We start from the raw sequence: 16,665 nt of genomic DNA, 5'->3' as shown, positions 1-16,665 counted from the left end.
GAGATTATGAGACACACTTTAGCCGTATTGGTTGAGAATCGCCCTGGGGTATTAACCCATATCTCCGGATTAATCAGCCGAAGGGCGTTTAATATCGAAAGTATAGCTGCAGGTTATACGGAGGAACCGGATACTACGCGTATTACTGTCGTGGTTCAAGCAGATGAACTTGAATTGGAGCAGGTTGTTAATCAACTCTCCAAACTCGTGGATGTCATTAAGATTACGAATTTAACAGAAACAGATTCCATTCAGAGGGAATTAGCCATGATCAAGGTCAAAGCCAGTAGCGAAACCCGTTCGGATATAGTGGATATCGTGGATATTTTCCGGGCAAAGATTGTGGATGTGAACAGGGAAACTATGGTTATCGAATTAACTGGGGAAGAGACTAAGATTGATGCCCTCTGTGAAGTTCTTAAGGATTATGGGATCATCGAGATTGTGCGAACCGGTAAAATCGCTTTATCCCGGGGACCTATCCCAGCAAAAGATGTGTAATACTAAATCTAAAAAGCGGTGTCCCTTGAAGTTACGGTTCGAGGGTACGCCGCTTTGCTTTGTCCAACTATCGATCTACTTGTTGTGTTTAGCTTGTAGTTTTTGCAGGGGGAATCAACCACAACGGAGAATATTAATGCAGGTAGGGTTGCCCTAATTTTACGTAAGATTTTTCTTCAAAGGGAGTTGAAGATATGAGTAGAAGAATGAGAGTTAGAAAAGGTGTATTTTGCTTAGTCTTAGTCGTTTCTTTTCTGGCAGTATTAATTAGTTCAGGATGTTCTTCGGTTCAAAGTAATCCACTCCCCTTACCACAAGAATCAGTTGCTCATGAGGTTTTAACACCAGAACAAAATAATACTTCAAACCAAACTGAAGCAGTAAGTCAGAACGTTAATCCGAGTAGTAGCGAAGATAGTATGAGCGCTAGTGGAGAAAGCATGAGCAGTAGCGAAGATAGTATGAACACTAATGAAGATAGCACGAACGCTAGTGGAAATAGGCCGAACACTCTAGCAGTTGTTGATGAAGCCATTCCAGTTCTTTATTACCACTCTATCGCCTACGAGGCAGGTAATGAGCTGCGCATTCCTCCGCAAGAATTTGAAGCTCATATGCAACTGCTTTATGACAATGGCTATGAAAGTGTTACCTTAAATGAGCTTTATCTGTATTTTTATGAGGATGGTGTGTTGCCGAAAAAACCCTTTGTTATCACATTTGACGATGGTTATGAAGATAATTATACTCAGGCTTTTCCTATTGCAGATAAATTTGGTTATAATGGCACGATCTTTATGGTAACCGACTGGATTGACGGCAAAGGTTATCTAAAGCAGGAACAACTACTGGAAATGAGTCAAGCCGGTTGGCAGATAGAAAGTCATACCAAAACCCATCCCTATTTGAATAGCATTTCCAACGAGCAGATTAAGGAAGAACTCTCCAGCTCGAAAAAAGCTCTCGAAAAGCTTCTGGGCACCACTGTTAACGTCTTTGCTTATCCCTATGGAATTAATAATCCGACAATTATTGAACTGTGTAAGGAAGCTGGGTATAAATTAGGGCTAACCATTGAACGGGGATGGGCCGCTGCAGAGGACCCTTTTCGCATCCAAAGGATTTATTGCTATGCAAATATGGGCTTGGCTGAATTGAAAAGAAGAATTGAAAACCCTTACTATTAGTACGAACTCATTTTGGAAGCAGTAATCCATAAGAGTTAATCAAAGTCTATCCCAAAATCGACACTGGTGTCGATTTTGGGATAGACTTATTTTTTGCTGTCAAAAAGTGTATTTCCTTACATGCATTACTCCTGCATTGGGCAACCAGCGACTTCTTGTTCTTTGGATATGCACTTCAAGGAAACAAGTTCTAAAGCCATGCTGTCCTGACGAAGCGGGGACTTTACGCTTCAATTATTTTGTGCGGGGAGGAAAAAATAACCAATACATCCTGTGGACATCTCACACTTTATCGTTTTGCTCATATCTTGTAGCATAACCAGATATTACCAATCGAAAGGAGGAAAACAATATGGCATTCGGAGCAGGTGGATGCGGACCTAACTATCTACAAGGTATCGCTGTAGTTGTAGTCATCGTTCTCTTATTGATTGCAATGGGTATCGTATTCTAATTGAAATTTAAAATATAAGGAGGGTACTTTATGTACGGTTTAGGTTTTGGAGGAACAGCAGGTTTTGGAGCAGGTGCAGGTTTTGGGCAATGCTGTGGTCAAGGTATGGGCTGGGGTGTTGGGGTCGGAATTATCTCTATCGCAGTCTTGATTCTTATCGCTTTAGGAGTCATCTTCAGCTAAATAAAAACACTTCAACAGATCACCTCTAATAGATAATGAGTGTCTCTTAAGGCCAAGGGCGAAATTTTTAAGGAGGGTAATACTATGCATGGAACTAATTGGGGCGCCGGAATCGCTATCGTTGTTGTAATCATCTTATTGCTCATCGCTATGGGAATAGTATTCTAAGCTGAGCTTGCTAGAAAATAAATAGTCTGGGGGTGGCATCATGTACGGTTATGGTGGTTTTGGCAGTGGTTGTCATGTTGGAAGTGGTATTGGTGCAGGGATTATCGCAATTGCAATTCTGATTCTTCTAGCTTTGGGAGTAATCTTCAACTAAGTTTCTCCGACGGGGCCTTCTCTATTGAGAGGGCTTTTTTTTGTTAATTATCTTTAAGCTGATTAGAAAGCCTTTCCATGGATGGATGTCATGAAAATGGTATGGAAAAGTAAAAACCGTTGGAACGTTCCAACGGTTTAGATAGTTTAGAACATATAATAAGGCTGTTTCCATAAGAAATAGAACCAGAATAGATTACCACCACCGACGGCGACGATATCGTACCCCAAACCAAGGGAAGCCAAATCCAAAGCCCCACCAGGGGAAACCCCACCAACCCCACATAGTACAATTCCTCCTTTGTATACATAGTTAATTTTATTCCCAATATATACTATGCAATAGAGATCCATTTGCTAATTAATGGGTTGAAGCTTTTAATTTGGTTTATTTGGACTTTTACAGGAAATACTAGTTCATGATGCGACTTGAAAGGGGGATAGGCTTTGGCTTTTGCAATTCTTGTCTTGCTGGAATGGCTGTTGTTGCTTGCGGCAGCTATGATTTTCATAGGCGGAATTAGAGGGGCGTTAGCTGCGACACTCATTATGAGTGGAATCCTCTGGTATACGCATCCTGATAATTTTTGGTTGTGGGAACTCATCTTCTTAAGCGGAGTAGGAATAAGTATAGGGATTCTCTATTATTTCCTCAGAAAGGCGGGGCAGAGCAATATTGTAGCAGGCTTAGCAGGAGGTATTGCTAGTCTCGTTATCTTTGGAGCTTTTATCACGCCACTACTTGCTATCCTAGCTTGGGCGCTAGTTGTTGGTGTCGGATTAATTCCTAAGATAAAATTTAAGGAAGTGGCTTGGGGATTCTCTCCTGTTCTCTGGCGTGCAGTAATGGGACTGTTGTGTGTTGTTGTTGGCAATATACTAATCTAAAAATGTATCTTATCAAAAAAGGTCAATTTGTCTTCCATAGGTGCGTGCACAGAGCGGAACGGATAAGGTATAATGGTGCCTATGGAGGTAGAGTATGACGAAAAAATTATGGACAAGACCACAACCCCTTCCAGGGCTGAAAGAGGAAAACTATTCCATCTCTCAACGCCTGGGAATATCCACAGTGGTTGCAGATATATTAAGACAACGTGGAGTTGAGACGGAGGAGCAAATTCTTGAATTTTTAAGACCCTCTTTACTAAATCTTCACTCTCCCTTTGCTTTTCGAGAAATGGCTCAAGCTCTAAAGCGTTTGGAGAGCGCACGGCGCGGAGAGGAGAAAGTCCTCATCTATGGCGATTATGATGTGGATGGGGTAACCAGCACAACCTTGCTCTATAAAGTGTTAACGAATTGCGGGTTAAAAGCTGTTGCTTATATTCCCAGCCGCATGGACGAAGGCTATGGTTTACATAAGGAGGCTATATTAAAAGCTTCACAAGCCAATGTAAAGGTGATTATTACAGTGGATTGCGGTATTACCGCAGTGGAAGAGGTCGAGTATGCGAAGACCTTAGGAATAGACATCATCCTAACCGATCATCATGAACCCCCCGCTATTCTACCCCAGGCTTATGCTATCCTTAATCCGAAAATCCCCGACTCCGGATATCCTTTTCGGGATTTGGCGGGAGTGGGAGTGGCTTTTAAATTAGCTCAAGCCCTGTTGGAGACTTTGGATCAGGGTGAGACGGGAGAGTATGCTATTCTTGAAGTCATGGATTTGGTGGCGTTGGGAACGATTGCCGACCTTGTCCCCTTAGTGGGAGAGAACCGGATTATTGTAGCCTCTGGCTTACGCCAGATGGAACATACTATCCATCTGGGCTTGCAGACTTTACTTGAAGAATGTGGGTTGTGGAATAAACCACTGAAGGCTGGGCAAATAGCCTTTATGGTCGCCCCGCGGATCAATGCCGCTGGGCGTATGGATAGTGCCCGTGCTGGATTGGAACTGCTGCTTACAGGACATGAAGAGCGTGCTAAGGAATTGGCGAAATTTTTAAGCCGCGAAAATTCCTTGCGTCAAGACACAGAAAAGGAAATCGTCGCAGAGGCAGTGGAGATTCTAGAAAAGTCCCCCATCCCAAGGGTTATCGTGTTATCGGCGGAGAATTGGCATCATGGAGTGATAGGGATTGTCGCTTCACGCATAGTCGAGCGCTATTATCGACCTGTTTTTATTATTTCCGAGGAAGAAGAGCTGAGTAAAGGTTCCGCCCGCGGCATCGGTGGCTATCACGTGTTGAATGAACTTAGGGAGCAAGATCAACTCCTAGAGAAGTTCGGTGGCCATTGTCAAGCGGCTGGTTTTTCCCTGAAGAAGGAAAATATACCCTTACTGCGCGAGGCCTTGAATCGTTCAGCGGAAAAGTTGCCGGAAGAGCTGTTTTACGAGCGCCTTCGGGTGGATCAATACATCCCCTTGGAGTCCATTGACGCCTCATTGATGCGGGAGCTGGAACATCTTGCGCCCTTTGGCTTTGGTAACCCCAACCCAGTACTCGCGGGTGAAGATTATACCCTGTATCAGGCAGACACAGTGGGTAAAGATCAGGCCCATCTTAAATGCAGCTTTGGTCCCCGTGGGGAATGGGAAGGTATTGCCTTTCGTAAAGGCGAGGAAATAGAGAAGATTATCAATTCCCCAACAGTGGATGTTGCCTTTGGATTGGAATGGAATACCTTCCGAGGGGTTCAATGCATTCAATTAATGATAAAAGACATTCTGCCCAAGGCGACTTGGCTTGAAAATGATGAACAGCAAAGAGCTCTTCAAGAAATTGCCGTGGGATCCGCCGAGAACCCTGAGGAAAGGGCATTGGCTCAGGACCTTGAAGTCATGGATTGGCGAGAGAAGAATCGGGAAGAATGGATGCAAGCCCTTGAAGACTGGGGAAAACTGGTCAACCTTTGGGATTGTACCGGGACAACCCCCGAGTGGAGAGGGCTGAATCCAGAAGCTCAGTGGATGATGATTTTAGGGGTTCCTTCGTCTTGGCAAGAGGTTTACGAGTGTATTTCTCAGTCACGAGGACAGGGGATTGGGGGGTTCGTTTTTGCTCAAAGTAGGGTTGATGACGACCTGCTGAAAAGGCGCACGGATTATTTATCCAGAGAAAACCTTGTCCAAATCTACAGAGTGTTATATGATTTGGCTATTAAGAAAAATCCGTTTTCTTGGCAGATGCAAGACTTACCCCTCTGGCAAGCTCGAGTGGCCTTGAGAATATTTGAAGAATTAGGTTTGTTACGCTGCTTGCGTTATACAGATCAAAAAGCGGATTTAGAATGGATACCTGCTACTCAAAAGCTAGATTTAGAATCATCTTTGCGTTTTCGGACGGCTAAAAGACGCTGGGAGGATGTTAAGGCCTTCGGCGAAGATTATAGAACATTACCTTGGACTGAGTTTAAGCAACGGCTAGACAAGGGGCAAAACAAGCTAGGGTAAAGGAAAGGTGAAAGTTGTGAAAATAGTGGATTTTGACCAATATATTCGCGTTATTGAGGATTTTCCCAAACCCGGTATTTCCTTTAAAGACATCACGACCCTTTTAAAAGATGGGGAGGCTTATCGGGCAGCTATTGATAACATTGTCGAGCAAGTTAAGGGATATCAACCGGATATCATTGTGGGACCGGAAGCCCGCGGATTTTTGTTGGGAGCTCCAGTAGCCTATGCCTTAGGAATTGGCTTTGTACCCGTGCGTAAGCCGGGAAAACTCCCTGGCCAAACGGTCAGTGAAACTTATGAACTCGAATATGGTTGTGATACCTTAGAAGTTCATGCTGATGCACTAAGGCCGGGGCAAAGGGTGGCCATTTTGGATGATTTGCTAGCTACCGGCGGGACGACATCAGCTACTGCTCGCCTAATTGAAAAGACGGGAGCTCAAGTTGTCAGTATGGGTTTCTTAATCGAACTTAGTTTTCTGGAAGGTCGTAAGAAGTTGCAAGGCTATGATATTTTTTCCTTGCTGAATTATTAGGAAGAAGTGGCACAAGAGAGGGGCAGAGTGATGTCGATAGGCGAGCTCATGGAAAAATTGCATAAAGCATCTCCAGAAGGGATTAAGCTTGTGGAGAAGGCTTATTCCTTTGCTGAAGAAGCGCACCGTGGGCAGCTTCGTAATTCTGGAGAAGAATATATTCAGCATCCTCTGGAAGTGGCCAAAATTTTATTGGAACTAGAAATGGACGAGGCAACGATTGCAGCGGCTTTTCTCCATGATGTGGTGGAAGACACAAAATACTCCGTCGAAGATATCGAAAAGGAGTTCGGCTCCCAAGTGGCCTTGTTGGTGGATGGGGTCACAAAATTAGGACGCATCGAGTACAAGAGCAAAGAGGAACTGCAAGTCGAGAACCTGCGTAAGATGTTCTTAGCCATGGCTAAGGATATCCGGGTCATCTTGATCAAATTAGCGGATCGCCTGCACAATATGCGTACGTTAAAATTCCATTCCGAGAAAAAGCAAAAAGAAATTGCTCAAGAGACCATAGAAATCTTTGCTCCCCTCGCTAATCGCTTGGGGATTTTCCGGATCAAATGGGAGCTTGAGGATTTATCCTTTCGCTATCTGAAACCCCAAGAGTACTATGACTTATCCGAAGGAATCGCTTTGAAACGAGCAGAACGGGAAGTTCAAATCAATGAGGTCATTACCCAGCTGCGTAGCCGTTTATCGGAAGTAGGAATTCGGGCGGATATATCGGGGCGTCCGAAACATTTTTATAGCATTTATCGCAAAATGATTAATCAACATAAAGAGTTAAGTGAGATTTATGATTTAACTGCCGTTAGGGTTATTGTAGATTCTGTCAATGATTGCTATGGTGCCTTGGGAATTATTCATACTTTGTGGAAACCTTTGCCGGGACGGTTTAAGGATTATATCGCTATGCCTAAACCCAATATGTATCAATCGCTCCATACCACCTTAGTTGGGGCTCATGGAGAACCCTTTGAAATTCAGATCAGAACTTGGGAAATGCATCGTACTGCTGAATATGGTATTGCTGCTCACTGGAAATACAAGGAGGGCGCAGGCAGACCTGCAGGGGGAAATTTTGAACAAAAGCTTTCTTGGCTACGACAGCTTCTCGAGTGGCAGCATGATTCCCGGGATGCCGGCGAATTTATGGAGTCCCTGAAGATCGATCTCTTTGCAGATACAGTTTTTGTCTTTACCCCAAAAGGGGATGTGGTCGAGCTACCGGCAGGATCATGCCCGGTGGATTTTGCATATCGGGTTCATACGGATGTGGGGCATCGCTGCGTGGGTGCTAAGATTAACAGTCGTATTGTCCCGTTGGAGACAAAGTTAACCAATGGAGATATTGTTGAGATTCTTACCTCAAAGCAGGGCAATGGACCAAGTAGGGATTGGCTGTCCTTTGTCAAGACCTCCCAAGCTAAGAACCGGATTCGTGGCTGGTTTAAGAAAGAAAAACGGGAAGAGAATGTTGTGCGTGGGCGCGAGGGGATTGAGCGCGAAGTACGCAAGCTTGGATTAGATCCCACTCAGGTGCTCCTCCCAGAAGTACTTCTCAAGATTGCCAAATCCTATAATATCACGAATTTAGATGATCTCTACGCTGCCATGGGAGATGGCGCAATTACGATTAATAAAGTCCTCATGCGCCTGCGGGAGGATTTTACAAAGGAAGAACGGGAAAGGATTCAGTTAGAAGCTCTGCAACAGGGAGATGGAAAATCTGCCCGGGATTCCAGTAGCTACGGTAAGGCTAGTCAGGGAGTAAGAGTAAAAGGGGTCGACAATATTTTGATCCGTTTTTCTCGTTGTTGTAACCCTTTGCCTGGGGACGATATCGTAGGTTATATCACTCGGGGTAGAGGCGTCTCCATTCATAGACGAGAATGTGACAATATCAAATCTCATTCTCCTGAGGAACAAGCTAGGATGGTCGAAGTGATTTGGGATACGGAAGTAGAGTCAATCTACCCAGTAGATTTGGAGATCTTCGCCTTGGATCGACCACGGCTAGTGACGGATGTGATGAATGCGGTTTTAGAGACGCGAACCAGTATTTTAGCTATTAATGCCCGTGTCGGCAAAGATAAAATTACCCATATCCAACTGAGTATCGAGATCCGAAACCTGGGGCATTTGTATAATGTCATCCAGAAGATTCGACGAATTAAAGATATTAGTTCTGTGGAACGGGTACATTTAGGGGGACGTTAATTTGCGTAGTGTAGTTCAGAGAGTGACCCAAGCCTCCGTATCTGTAGAAGGAGAAGTTGTAGGTAAGATTAGGGCCGGATTGCTGATTTTCTTCGGTGTGGGTCAAAGGGATGGGGTGTCTGATTTGGATTGGTTAGTCGATAAGATCGTCGGGCTGAGGATTTTCGAGGATGAGGATGGAAAAATGAATCGCTCAATACTGGATGTGGGCGGAGAAGTCCTCATGGTTTCCCAATTCACACTCTATGGCGATTGCCGCAAGGGTAGGCGTCCAAGCTTTTCAAGCGCAGCACCTCCTGAGGAAGCTAAAATTTTATTTGAGCAGGCCGTTGAAAAAATACGGGGGTACGGAATCCATGTGGAAACGGGAGTTTTTCAGGCAGAGATGAAGGTAGAGCTGGTCAACGATGGACCGGTAACGATGCTTTTAGATAGTGAGAAGAATTTTTAGGGGGGGATTGCTAATGATAGAATGTCGTGCCGTAGGTTCACTGGGAGCGAACTGTTATTTAGTCAGCTGCCCAGAGACCAAAAAGGCAGCCATCATTGACCCGGGCGCAAACAGTGCCGGCCTTAAGAAATGGATTGCCGAAGAAGGCGTTCAGGTAGAATACATCTTGTTAACCCATGGTCATTTTGACCACATCGGGGCTGTAGACGACTTGCGTGAGCATTATCAAGCAAAAGTAGGGATTCATAAAGAAGATGCCATCATGCTGACCAGTGGAGCACACAACTTGTCTCGTATGTTGGGTAAATCCTACGAATTTAAGCCAGCAGATTTCTTTCTTGAAGAGGGTCAAGTGCTCCAAGTTGGCAATCTGAGACTCACTGTCATTGCCACACCGGGCCATTCCCTTGGCGGCGTATGCTTTTTGACTGCCGAGGGCTTGATTAGTGGAGATACCCTTTTTGATGGCTCCGTTGGTCGGGCTGACTTTCCAGGTGGATCCATGGAAGAATTAATTAACTCTATTATGAAGAAGCTGCTCATTTTACCTGATGATACCATGGTGTATCCAGGCCATGGGCCAGAGACTACGATTGGGAGGGAGAAGCGGGCTAACCCGTTTTTGCAATGAACATCATTTTAAAAAGCAACACCTTATCCCGCTCCGAATTGGCAGCGGGTCTTTCCTTATGCCGAGCTTTTTTCCCAGAAGCTCTGGTGAGACTTGAAGAGGAAGGCACAGCTCTTATTGAAGAACGCAACTCAATAGATGTCAATCAAGGTGATACTGACTTTGCACTGCCTGAGATCGAGATACTTCATATAGATATTCATTATCCCGAGACCCCTTGGCGAATCGAAGGATATTTTAGGGGAGCCATCGTGGTGTTAGATGTGGATGATGTGCAAGCTATTTTAGCCCACCCTTATGCAGGAAAGGAAAGTCTACGGAAGCTCTTGTTAAAAAGAGGGATCTTAGCTCTCCTTCCTCAGATAGCAGGCCATACCCCGCCTTGGGGGATTCTGACCGGTATTCGGCCCAGCAAGATTCTCCATCGTTTGAATGATGCTGGATATACTCTTGAGGAAAGGGAAAAATCTTTACAGCGATTGTATGGGGTTCGTGAGGATAAAGCTCACTTGCTTCAAGAAGTCGTCTCAATTCAGCAGCCCTACCTTAAAATGATGAGGTCCCATCCGAACCATGTAGCGATTTATGTAGGCATACCTTTTTGCCCGACACGCTGCTCTTATTGCTCTTTTCCGGCTTATTCATTAAAGCGAGGAAGGGAGCCGTTAGAGCAGTATTTAGTGGGATTAGGGGAGGAAATCCGCACCGCTGGAGAATGGATGGGAGCTACTGGGCTTGTGGCTGATTCTATATACCTTGGTGGAGGCACGCCGACGGTCCTTACCACTTCAGAGATAAGTCAACTCATAGCTTTAATAATGAATACTATCCCTGCAAAAATAGAAGTAGAATTGACTGTGGAAGCAGGTCGACCAGATACCCTCTCTCAGGAGAAGCTTTTGGCTCTCCGTGAGAGCGGTGTCAACCGGCTCAGCATTAATCCTCAGACCATGCATAATAGGACTCTACAACGCATTGGTCGGGCCCATACTGTTGAGGATATCCTTAGGGTATATAGGCTTGCTAGGAAGATTCCGGACTGGGTTATAAACATGGACTTAATTATGGGGCTGCCCGGGGAAGGGGTAAAGGATATACAAGAGACTCTTGAGCAGATTAAGATATTAGATCCCGATAATCTAACAGTTCATGCTTTAGCCATTAAACGGGGTTCCAAGGAGCATGAACAAGGTTTGCCGCAAAATTTGGGAAGCGAACTGGAAGTTATGCAGGAAGTCGTCATGACCAGCGCCCGTTCCATGGGAATGCAGCCCTACTATCTTTATCGCCAAAAGCATATCGCCGGAAATTTGGAGAATATCGGTCTTGCAAAACCTGGACTGGAATGCCGCTATAATATCGGAATCATGGAAGAACAGCAAAATGTCATTGGTATGGGAGCAGGCGCTTCCAGTAAGATCGTAAATCCTGTGGATTTTTCCCTAATCAACTTTCATCATCCATCCGATTGGCAGGTTTACCTGAAGCGATGGGGAGAGATACAAAGGAAAAGAGCGGAAAACTTGAAGCACATAAGCAAGGGTTATTAGTCAGAGATCAGGCTGTATGTGGTAAGATGCCTATATGTTGAGTCTATAGGGATGAAGCCTGGGGATACTATGATATCGACCAGGCTTTTTGCGTCTTTGAATAGCATTTACATGGAAGTTAATGTTTATCGTTAATTATATATTGACAAACGAATATCATCTCCGCATACTGTAGATAATGGAGGGGATATAGTGGTACAGAATGATTTGTTAAGGGTTAAGAATAGAGCTGGGCTGATTCATATGCTTGTTTCAGGAGCCCTAATCATTGGAGTGATCATTTATATTGCAGCTTTAATCGCGTTCGTATTTTTTGCATTTACTTCACCTGATCGATTTACAGCAGTTAAAGACAATATTGAATGGACAATCAGTTTTACATTCGGTGACGGAGCTCAGTTCTTTACAACTATTCCATATAAGATTATTCAAGCTATTGATAGTAGTAGGTTTAGTGCGAAATATGCTATGCTTGCGTACATGGGTTCTTTCTTTGTTAGCTTTGCTTTAATCCTCTACGGAATTAAACAATTAATTACTATTTCAAAATCAGCTTATTCGGATGAGACCCCCTTTAATGTGAAGAATTCCAAGTGCTTGAATAGACTGGCTTATTCCATAATTATTTACTCAGCCACTTCCAAACTGATCGCCACTCTTTTATGTGCTATATTTGCAACTAAGATTTTTGCTTTTGATTTATCTAGTGTTCATTTCGAAGGAATAATTATCGGAGTGATTGTTCTCTTGATCTCAGATATATTCAGATATGGAGTTTACCTTCAAGAAGAATTCGACACAACGCTATAGGGATGTGTTACGCTTGGCCATTGTAGTTAGATTGGATCGAGTCCTAGCCGATAGAAAAATGAAGCTTAATGAGTTGGCAGAAAGTATTGGTATTTCTAATGTTAATCTTTCAAACCTGAAGACGGGAAAAGTAAAGGCGATTCGTTTCTCAACACTTGAAGCTATTTGTAGTACGCTGAATTGCCAACCGGGTGATATCCTAGAGTTTGTAGAAGACTGAGAAGAGATAGAGCAGTGAAGTAGACAACCATACCCCAAATCTATGGGAATGGTTGTTTTCTATCTTTCATCTTTAAAAATGAACTTTTTTAGGGGCTAAATACTCTTATCTATAGAAAGCGTGGTGGCAGAGTGGAGCAAGATATCCTAAACCGAGTGAAACAGGCTAAGCTGGGAGATAAGGAAGCCTTAATCGAACTGATCATGAGTCAGAGACAAGACTTTTATCGCCTAGCCTATATCTACATGAAGGACCAGGAAGACGCTTTAGACGCCATGGAAGATATGACCCTTAAGGTGTTTGAAAATATTAAGGGATTAAAAGATGCAGAAGCTTTCTTTAGCTGGAGTAAAATAATTTTAGTCAATTGCTGTAAGCAGAACTTGCGTAAAAGGAATAAAGTCATCTTGCTCCAGGAGCTTCCTGAAGAATCCTATGAGGAGCCGATTAGTGAACATGAAGAGAGGATGGCTTTTGAAGCCCATATTGCGGAGTTAAATCCGAAGTATCAAGAGGCACTAAGACTGCGGTTTATTCTGGATATGGATTATGAAACCATCGCTAACCTGTTGAAAATTCCTCTGGGTACTGTAAAATCACGAATACACACTGGACTACAAAAGCTTAAGCACAGGATGGAGGTGGAGCAGGGATGAAGACTATTGAAGATCTGTTCGAAACTAGTAAGGCTCAAATGGATCGTATCCAAGTGCCCGATGAGCTGGAAATAAGGCTGCGAAATGCCCTGGAAGAAGCGGAGCAGAAGCCAATGCCTTTCTACCAACGGTATACTCGGCAACTCAAGATCGCTGTGGCTCTTGTCTTCGTCCTTCTCGTTAGCTTTAATTATGATGCTATTGCTTCCTATGGTAAGCAGCTTTTTGGCTATGACCAAGTGATGGATGGAACTCTAAGAGAGCTCAATAATCTGGGTAAAGGTCAGCTGATTGGTAAAAGTAACACCTTTGCCAATGGAGTGTCCTTAACGGTCGATTATGTGATGCTGGATGAAAACCAACTTCTCCTTTTCTACACGGTAAAGGATCCTGACGGGGACGTAGACGATGCACTATCACCGTTTGTGTCCTTGAAAGGCTTCTTAGGAGAAAGTCGCTTTAATGGTTCCCAAGGCTTGATCAATGACGAAGAGTCAGAGATAAAATATATTGCCAGCTTTGAACCCCCGCCTCCTTTAGCCAGAAAGCTAACTCTCAATTTTGCCCTCGATAACCAAGTGATAAGTACTCCTGCTGAAATTTCTTTTGTCCTGGATAGAAATACGGCCATGGGACACACCCTAAAGAAAGAGCTAAATCAGGTGATAAAAGTGGATGAAACTAATATTACGGTTGAGTCCATCCTGGCTTCGCCTACCCAGACGGTCATTAGAGGATCGGCTCAAGGCATAATCGGTTTAGCTCTGGATACGGTAAGTGGGGAGCGATTTAGACCGCGAGATTTATCCTTCAGGTTAATTGCTAACAGTATCGAAGTAGAAAGACAGGGTGGTGGAATGAGCACTGATCTGAAAGGAATTACCTTCCATAGAGATTTTAATGCGCTACCCGCCCCTTTGAACGACTTAAAGCTTGAACTAGTAAGTTTTGGAGCAGATCATGATGTAAATCAAAGGTTTAAGCTTCAAACTGGCAAAGAAAATCAAACCCTAGATGTTTTAGGGCAGAATGTAGAGATTAATGAAATCGTAGTAAGGGAGGAGGAGACGCTAATCACCCTTACCAGTGAAGAAAGCGTAATTTTAACCAAGGTTTATCTCGTAGCTGATGGTAAGCAGATTGCGCTAGAAGAAACCATCGATGATCAATACGATAAAAGCTCAGATGGAATCATCAAGCATCAGAGGACTTTACGCTTCCTAGGAATGGGAGAGGGACTTGAATTGGATGTAAAATCCATGACCTACAGGTCGACCTATAATGAAGTAATCAATATACCTCTCGATTAAAATAAGAGACTCGCAATACCCTTGCTGCCTTATCACAGGGGGGAACTGTGGAAATGGATCTGCAGAAAACCTTTTTCAGTCCCTTGTATGCGAAGTTTACAGATAAGTTCGGAGTACATTGGCAGCTTCATTGCAAGAAGTAAAAGCAAAAGATCATCCCGAATAGAAGGGATGATCTTTTCTTTCTAAATTATGGTATAATTACACCATTAACCTGCAGGAGGTATACTGTGAGCGTTCCGGAAAGAATATATTCGAATAGAAAACAAGCTTATGAAAACTTAAGTACCAAACAAAAACGAGCAGCCAATCAGTTAAGCAATTACCGGTTATTCTCATTCGTGGTGGGCTTTGCTCTTGCTGTTTTTCTCTATCTTACAGTAAGTAGTGTCTTGGGAATCCTAATGGGGGTTCTTACTTTTGGTTTTTTCCTATATCTTGCATCCCAACATCGCCAGGTTCGTGCCCAATTACGACATGCAGAGATTCTTGCAAATCTTAATCAAAAGGGTCTAGAACGCCTCGCGGGTGAGTGGGTGAATTTCAAAGATGTAGGAGCAGAATTCAAGGATGACATGCATCCCTATGCTTCGGATCTTGATCTTTTTGGCCAGGCTTCTATTTTTCAATGGATTAATTCAGCTTGCTCTCCTTTGGGCAGAAAGGCGCTGAGCAGTACACTAAAAAACTCTCAGCATAGTCACGGGGAAATTGCCAAGCGTCAAGCAGCAATCACTGAATTAGGGGAAGCTTTAGGATGGCGTCAACGTTTCGAAGCAGAAGGAGCGGTTGTAGCCGATCAATTCCAGGCTACCGAACCGTTTATCCAGTGGGCAGAGGAAAGAGAAGAGGCTTATTTGCAGCCTATGCTTAAGCTAGGGGTGACCGTACTGCCGACGATCACCTGCGTGGCGACCGCTTTTTATCTTTATGGAGGACGGATTCCTTGGCAAATGGTGGCTTTGCTGATTGGCACACAAATCCTCCTGCTCCAACTTTATGGCAAGGATCGTTCCAAAGTGCTATCGATGGTTTATAAGCACGAAGCAAGTTTGAAAACCTACTCCGAAATGTTAAAGCTGCTGGAAAAGAAGAAATTTCATTCGGATGAGCTTAATAGACTACAGAGTCTTTTGCGTGATAAAGAAGGACATTCTGCACAGTGCCAAATTCAGAAGTTATCTAAGCTTGTCGAGCGCATCTCTAATCGCGATAATGCTATGTTTATAGCCATTAATATCCTTACCCTTTGGGACTATCATTGTTTGATTGCCCTTGAAGAATGGAAAAGTGGGTCAGGCAGATTACTGAAAACTTGGTTGGAGGTTATCGCGGAGATGGAAGCATTAGCAAGTCTTGCTACTATTTCCTTCGAAAATCCTCAATGGGTCATGCCCGACATTGTGGAGAACAGCAATGAAAAGGCGGGGAACGTTGCTTGGCAGGGGTTGTCTGCCCGTAAGTTAGGACATCCTTTACTTACCGTAAAGCGGGTAGCCAACGACTTTACCCTTCAGGAGCCCTCAGGAATTGCCTTGATTACAGGATCCAACATGTCAGGCAAAAGTACCTTCCTGCGCACTGTTGGCACGAACCTACTTCTAGCCTATACAGGTGCTCCTGTCTGTGCAGAGCACTTCCGCTGCTCTATTTTTCATCTTTGGACTTGTATGCGTGTTAGCGATAATTTGGAGCAAAGTATATCATCTTTCTATGCCGAAATTCTAAGAATCAAGGAAATTGTGGAAGCTGCGAAAACGGAGAGATCCGTATTCTTTTTGCTGGATGAGATTTTTAAAGGGACCAACTCCCACGACCGCCATCAGGGGGCCATTGCTCTGATTCAACAATTGCAAAAAGATGGGGCTATGGGACTTGTTTCCACCCACGATTTAGAACTGGGTGACCTTGAGAAGAAAAGTAACAGTAAAATCATAAATTACCACTTTCGTGAACATTATCAGGATAATGAGATATTCTTTGACTATAAACTTCGAGAGGGAATATCCACCACTCGCAATGCTTTATATCTAATCCGCCTTGCAGGGATAGAGGTCAATGATATAAATCAATAGCCATATATATGGGATATAAGGTAAAAGAAAAGATCGGAGGTGCTCCGATCTTACTTTTGTTTAGTTGCTTTATCAATATAACGATCTGATTTGTTGGGGCTTTGAGTTTTATCATCGGCATTGGGTGCGTGAGTACGAGTCTTGTCTGTTTGTTT

The 16,665-nt window shown here is 43.8% G+C and carries 15 protein-coding genes; all 15 read left to right on the top strand.

Features of this window, described 5'->3' with window-relative positions:
* Positions 1 to 6: 6 nt before the first annotated feature.
* The gene (gene ilvN / locus DESDI_RS12130; protein WP_015262911.1) at positions 7 to 501 is read left to right on the top strand and encodes an acetolactate synthase small subunit; all 495 of its coding nucleotides are present in this window, start codon (positions 7 to 9) and stop codon (positions 499 to 501) included.
* 194 nt (positions 502 to 695) lie between these two features.
* On the top strand, positions 696 to 1,688 hold the full coding sequence (locus tag DESDI_RS12125; RefSeq protein WP_015262910.1) for a polysaccharide deacetylase family protein: 993 nt from the start codon (positions 696 to 698) through the stop codon (positions 1,686 to 1,688).
* A 484-nt stretch (positions 1,689 to 2,172) separates the two neighbouring features.
* Entirely contained in the window at positions 2,173 to 2,325 is a 153-nt protein-coding gene (locus DESDI_RS18115) for a hypothetical protein (protein ID WP_015262908.1), read from the top strand.
* A gap of 768 nt (positions 2,326 to 3,093) precedes the next feature.
* Positions 3,094 to 3,534 (top strand): hypothetical protein, encoded by a 441-nt coding sequence (locus DESDI_RS12120; RefSeq protein WP_015262906.1) that lies wholly within the window; start codon positions 3,094 to 3,096, stop codon positions 3,532 to 3,534.
* Between the two features lie 94 nt (positions 3,535 to 3,628).
* Positions 3,629 to 6,049 carry a single-stranded-DNA-specific exonuclease RecJ gene (recJ, locus tag DESDI_RS12115; RefSeq protein ID WP_015262905.1) on the top strand — a complete coding sequence of 807 codons (2,421 nt, stop codon included), beginning with the start codon at positions 3,629 to 3,631 and terminating at the stop codon, positions 6,047 to 6,049.
* Between the two features lie 16 nt (positions 6,050 to 6,065).
* Positions 6,066 to 6,587: an adenine phosphoribosyltransferase gene (locus DESDI_RS12110; protein WP_015262904.1), complete on the top strand. Its 522-nt coding sequence runs from the start codon at positions 6,066 to 6,068 to the stop codon at positions 6,585 to 6,587.
* A 30-nt stretch (positions 6,588 to 6,617) separates the two neighbouring features.
* Positions 6,618 to 8,807, top strand: coding sequence for a RelA/SpoT family protein (locus DESDI_RS12105; RefSeq protein ID WP_015262903.1), 2,190 nt, complete (start codon positions 6,618 to 6,620; stop codon positions 8,805 to 8,807).
* 1 nt (position 8,808) lies between these two features.
* Positions 8,809 to 9,258, top strand: a complete 450-nt coding sequence (gene dtd, locus DESDI_RS12100; protein ID WP_015262902.1) for a D-aminoacyl-tRNA deacylase — start codon at positions 8,809 to 8,811, stop codon at positions 9,256 to 9,258.
* 13 nt (positions 9,259 to 9,271) lie between these two features.
* On the top strand, positions 9,272 to 9,889 hold the full coding sequence (locus DESDI_RS12095; protein ID WP_015262901.1) for an MBL fold metallo-hydrolase: 618 nt from the start codon (positions 9,272 to 9,274) through the stop codon (positions 9,887 to 9,889).
* Positions 9,886 to 11,439 carry a coproporphyrinogen dehydrogenase HemZ gene (hemZ, locus tag DESDI_RS12090; protein WP_015262900.1) on the top strand — a complete coding sequence of 518 codons (1,554 nt, stop codon included), beginning with the start codon at positions 9,886 to 9,888 and terminating at the stop codon, positions 11,437 to 11,439. The genes DESDI_RS12095 and hemZ overlap by 4 nt, the downstream gene beginning before the upstream one ends.
* A gap of 192 nt (positions 11,440 to 11,631) precedes the next feature.
* Positions 11,632 to 12,249 carry a DUF2975 domain-containing protein gene (locus DESDI_RS12085; protein WP_015262899.1) on the top strand — a complete coding sequence of 206 codons (618 nt, stop codon included), beginning with the start codon at positions 11,632 to 11,634 and terminating at the stop codon, positions 12,247 to 12,249.
* 13 nt (positions 12,250 to 12,262) lie between these two features.
* Positions 12,263 to 12,469, top strand: coding sequence for a helix-turn-helix domain-containing protein (locus DESDI_RS12080; RefSeq protein WP_041219457.1), 207 nt, complete (start codon positions 12,263 to 12,265; stop codon positions 12,467 to 12,469).
* Positions 12,470 to 12,600: 131 nt separating this feature from the next.
* A complete protein-coding gene (locus DESDI_RS12075) occupies positions 12,601 to 13,125 on the top strand; it encodes an RNA polymerase sigma factor (RefSeq protein ID WP_015262897.1) in 525 nt (174 codons plus the stop codon).
* Complete coding sequence (locus DESDI_RS12070) at positions 13,122 to 14,435, top strand: DUF4179 domain-containing protein (protein ID WP_015262896.1); 1,314 nt, start codon at positions 13,122 to 13,124, stop codon at positions 14,433 to 14,435. The genes DESDI_RS12075 and DESDI_RS12070 overlap by 4 nt, the downstream gene beginning before the upstream one ends.
* Before the next feature lie 230 nt (positions 14,436 to 14,665).
* Complete coding sequence (locus DESDI_RS12065) at positions 14,666 to 16,510, top strand: MutS family DNA mismatch repair protein (protein ID WP_015262895.1); 1,845 nt, start codon at positions 14,666 to 14,668, stop codon at positions 16,508 to 16,510.
* The last annotated feature ends 155 nt before the right edge of the window (positions 16,511 to 16,665 follow it).

Origin of the sequence: Desulfitobacterium dichloroeliminans LMG P-21439, assembly GCF_000243135.2 — a bacterium.
Lineage (GTDB): Bacteria > Bacillota > Desulfitobacteriia > Desulfitobacteriales > Desulfitobacteriaceae > Desulfitobacterium > Desulfitobacterium dichloroeliminans.
This window is presented reverse-complemented; position numbering and strand designations above follow the sequence as displayed.

Excerpts from the sequence above, each read along its gene's own strand:
- ilvN (WP_015262911.1), top strand. The coding sequence starts at position 7 with ATGAGACACACTTTAGCCGTATTGGTTGAGAATCGCCCTGGGGTATTA.
- DESDI_RS12125 (WP_015262910.1), top strand. The coding sequence starts at position 696 with ATGAGTAGAAGAATGAGAGTTAGAAAAGGTGTATTTTGCTTAGTCTTA.
- DESDI_RS18115 (WP_015262908.1), top strand. The coding sequence starts at position 2,173 with ATGTACGGTTTAGGTTTTGGAGGAACAGCAGGTTTTGGAGCAGGTGCA.
- recJ (WP_015262905.1), top strand. The coding sequence starts at position 3,629 with ATGACGAAAAAATTATGGACAAGACCACAACCCCTTCCAGGGCTGAAA.
- DESDI_RS12105 (WP_015262903.1), top strand. The coding sequence starts at position 6,618 with ATGTCGATAGGCGAGCTCATGGAAAAATTGCATAAAGCATCTCCAGAA.
- DESDI_RS12095 (WP_015262901.1), top strand. The coding sequence starts at position 9,272 with ATGATAGAATGTCGTGCCGTAGGTTCACTGGGAGCGAACTGTTATTTA.
- hemZ (WP_015262900.1), top strand. The coding sequence starts at position 9,886 with ATGAACATCATTTTAAAAAGCAACACCTTATCCCGCTCCGAATTGGCA.
- DESDI_RS12070 (WP_015262896.1), top strand. The coding sequence starts at position 13,122 with ATGAAGACTATTGAAGATCTGTTCGAAACTAGTAAGGCTCAAATGGAT.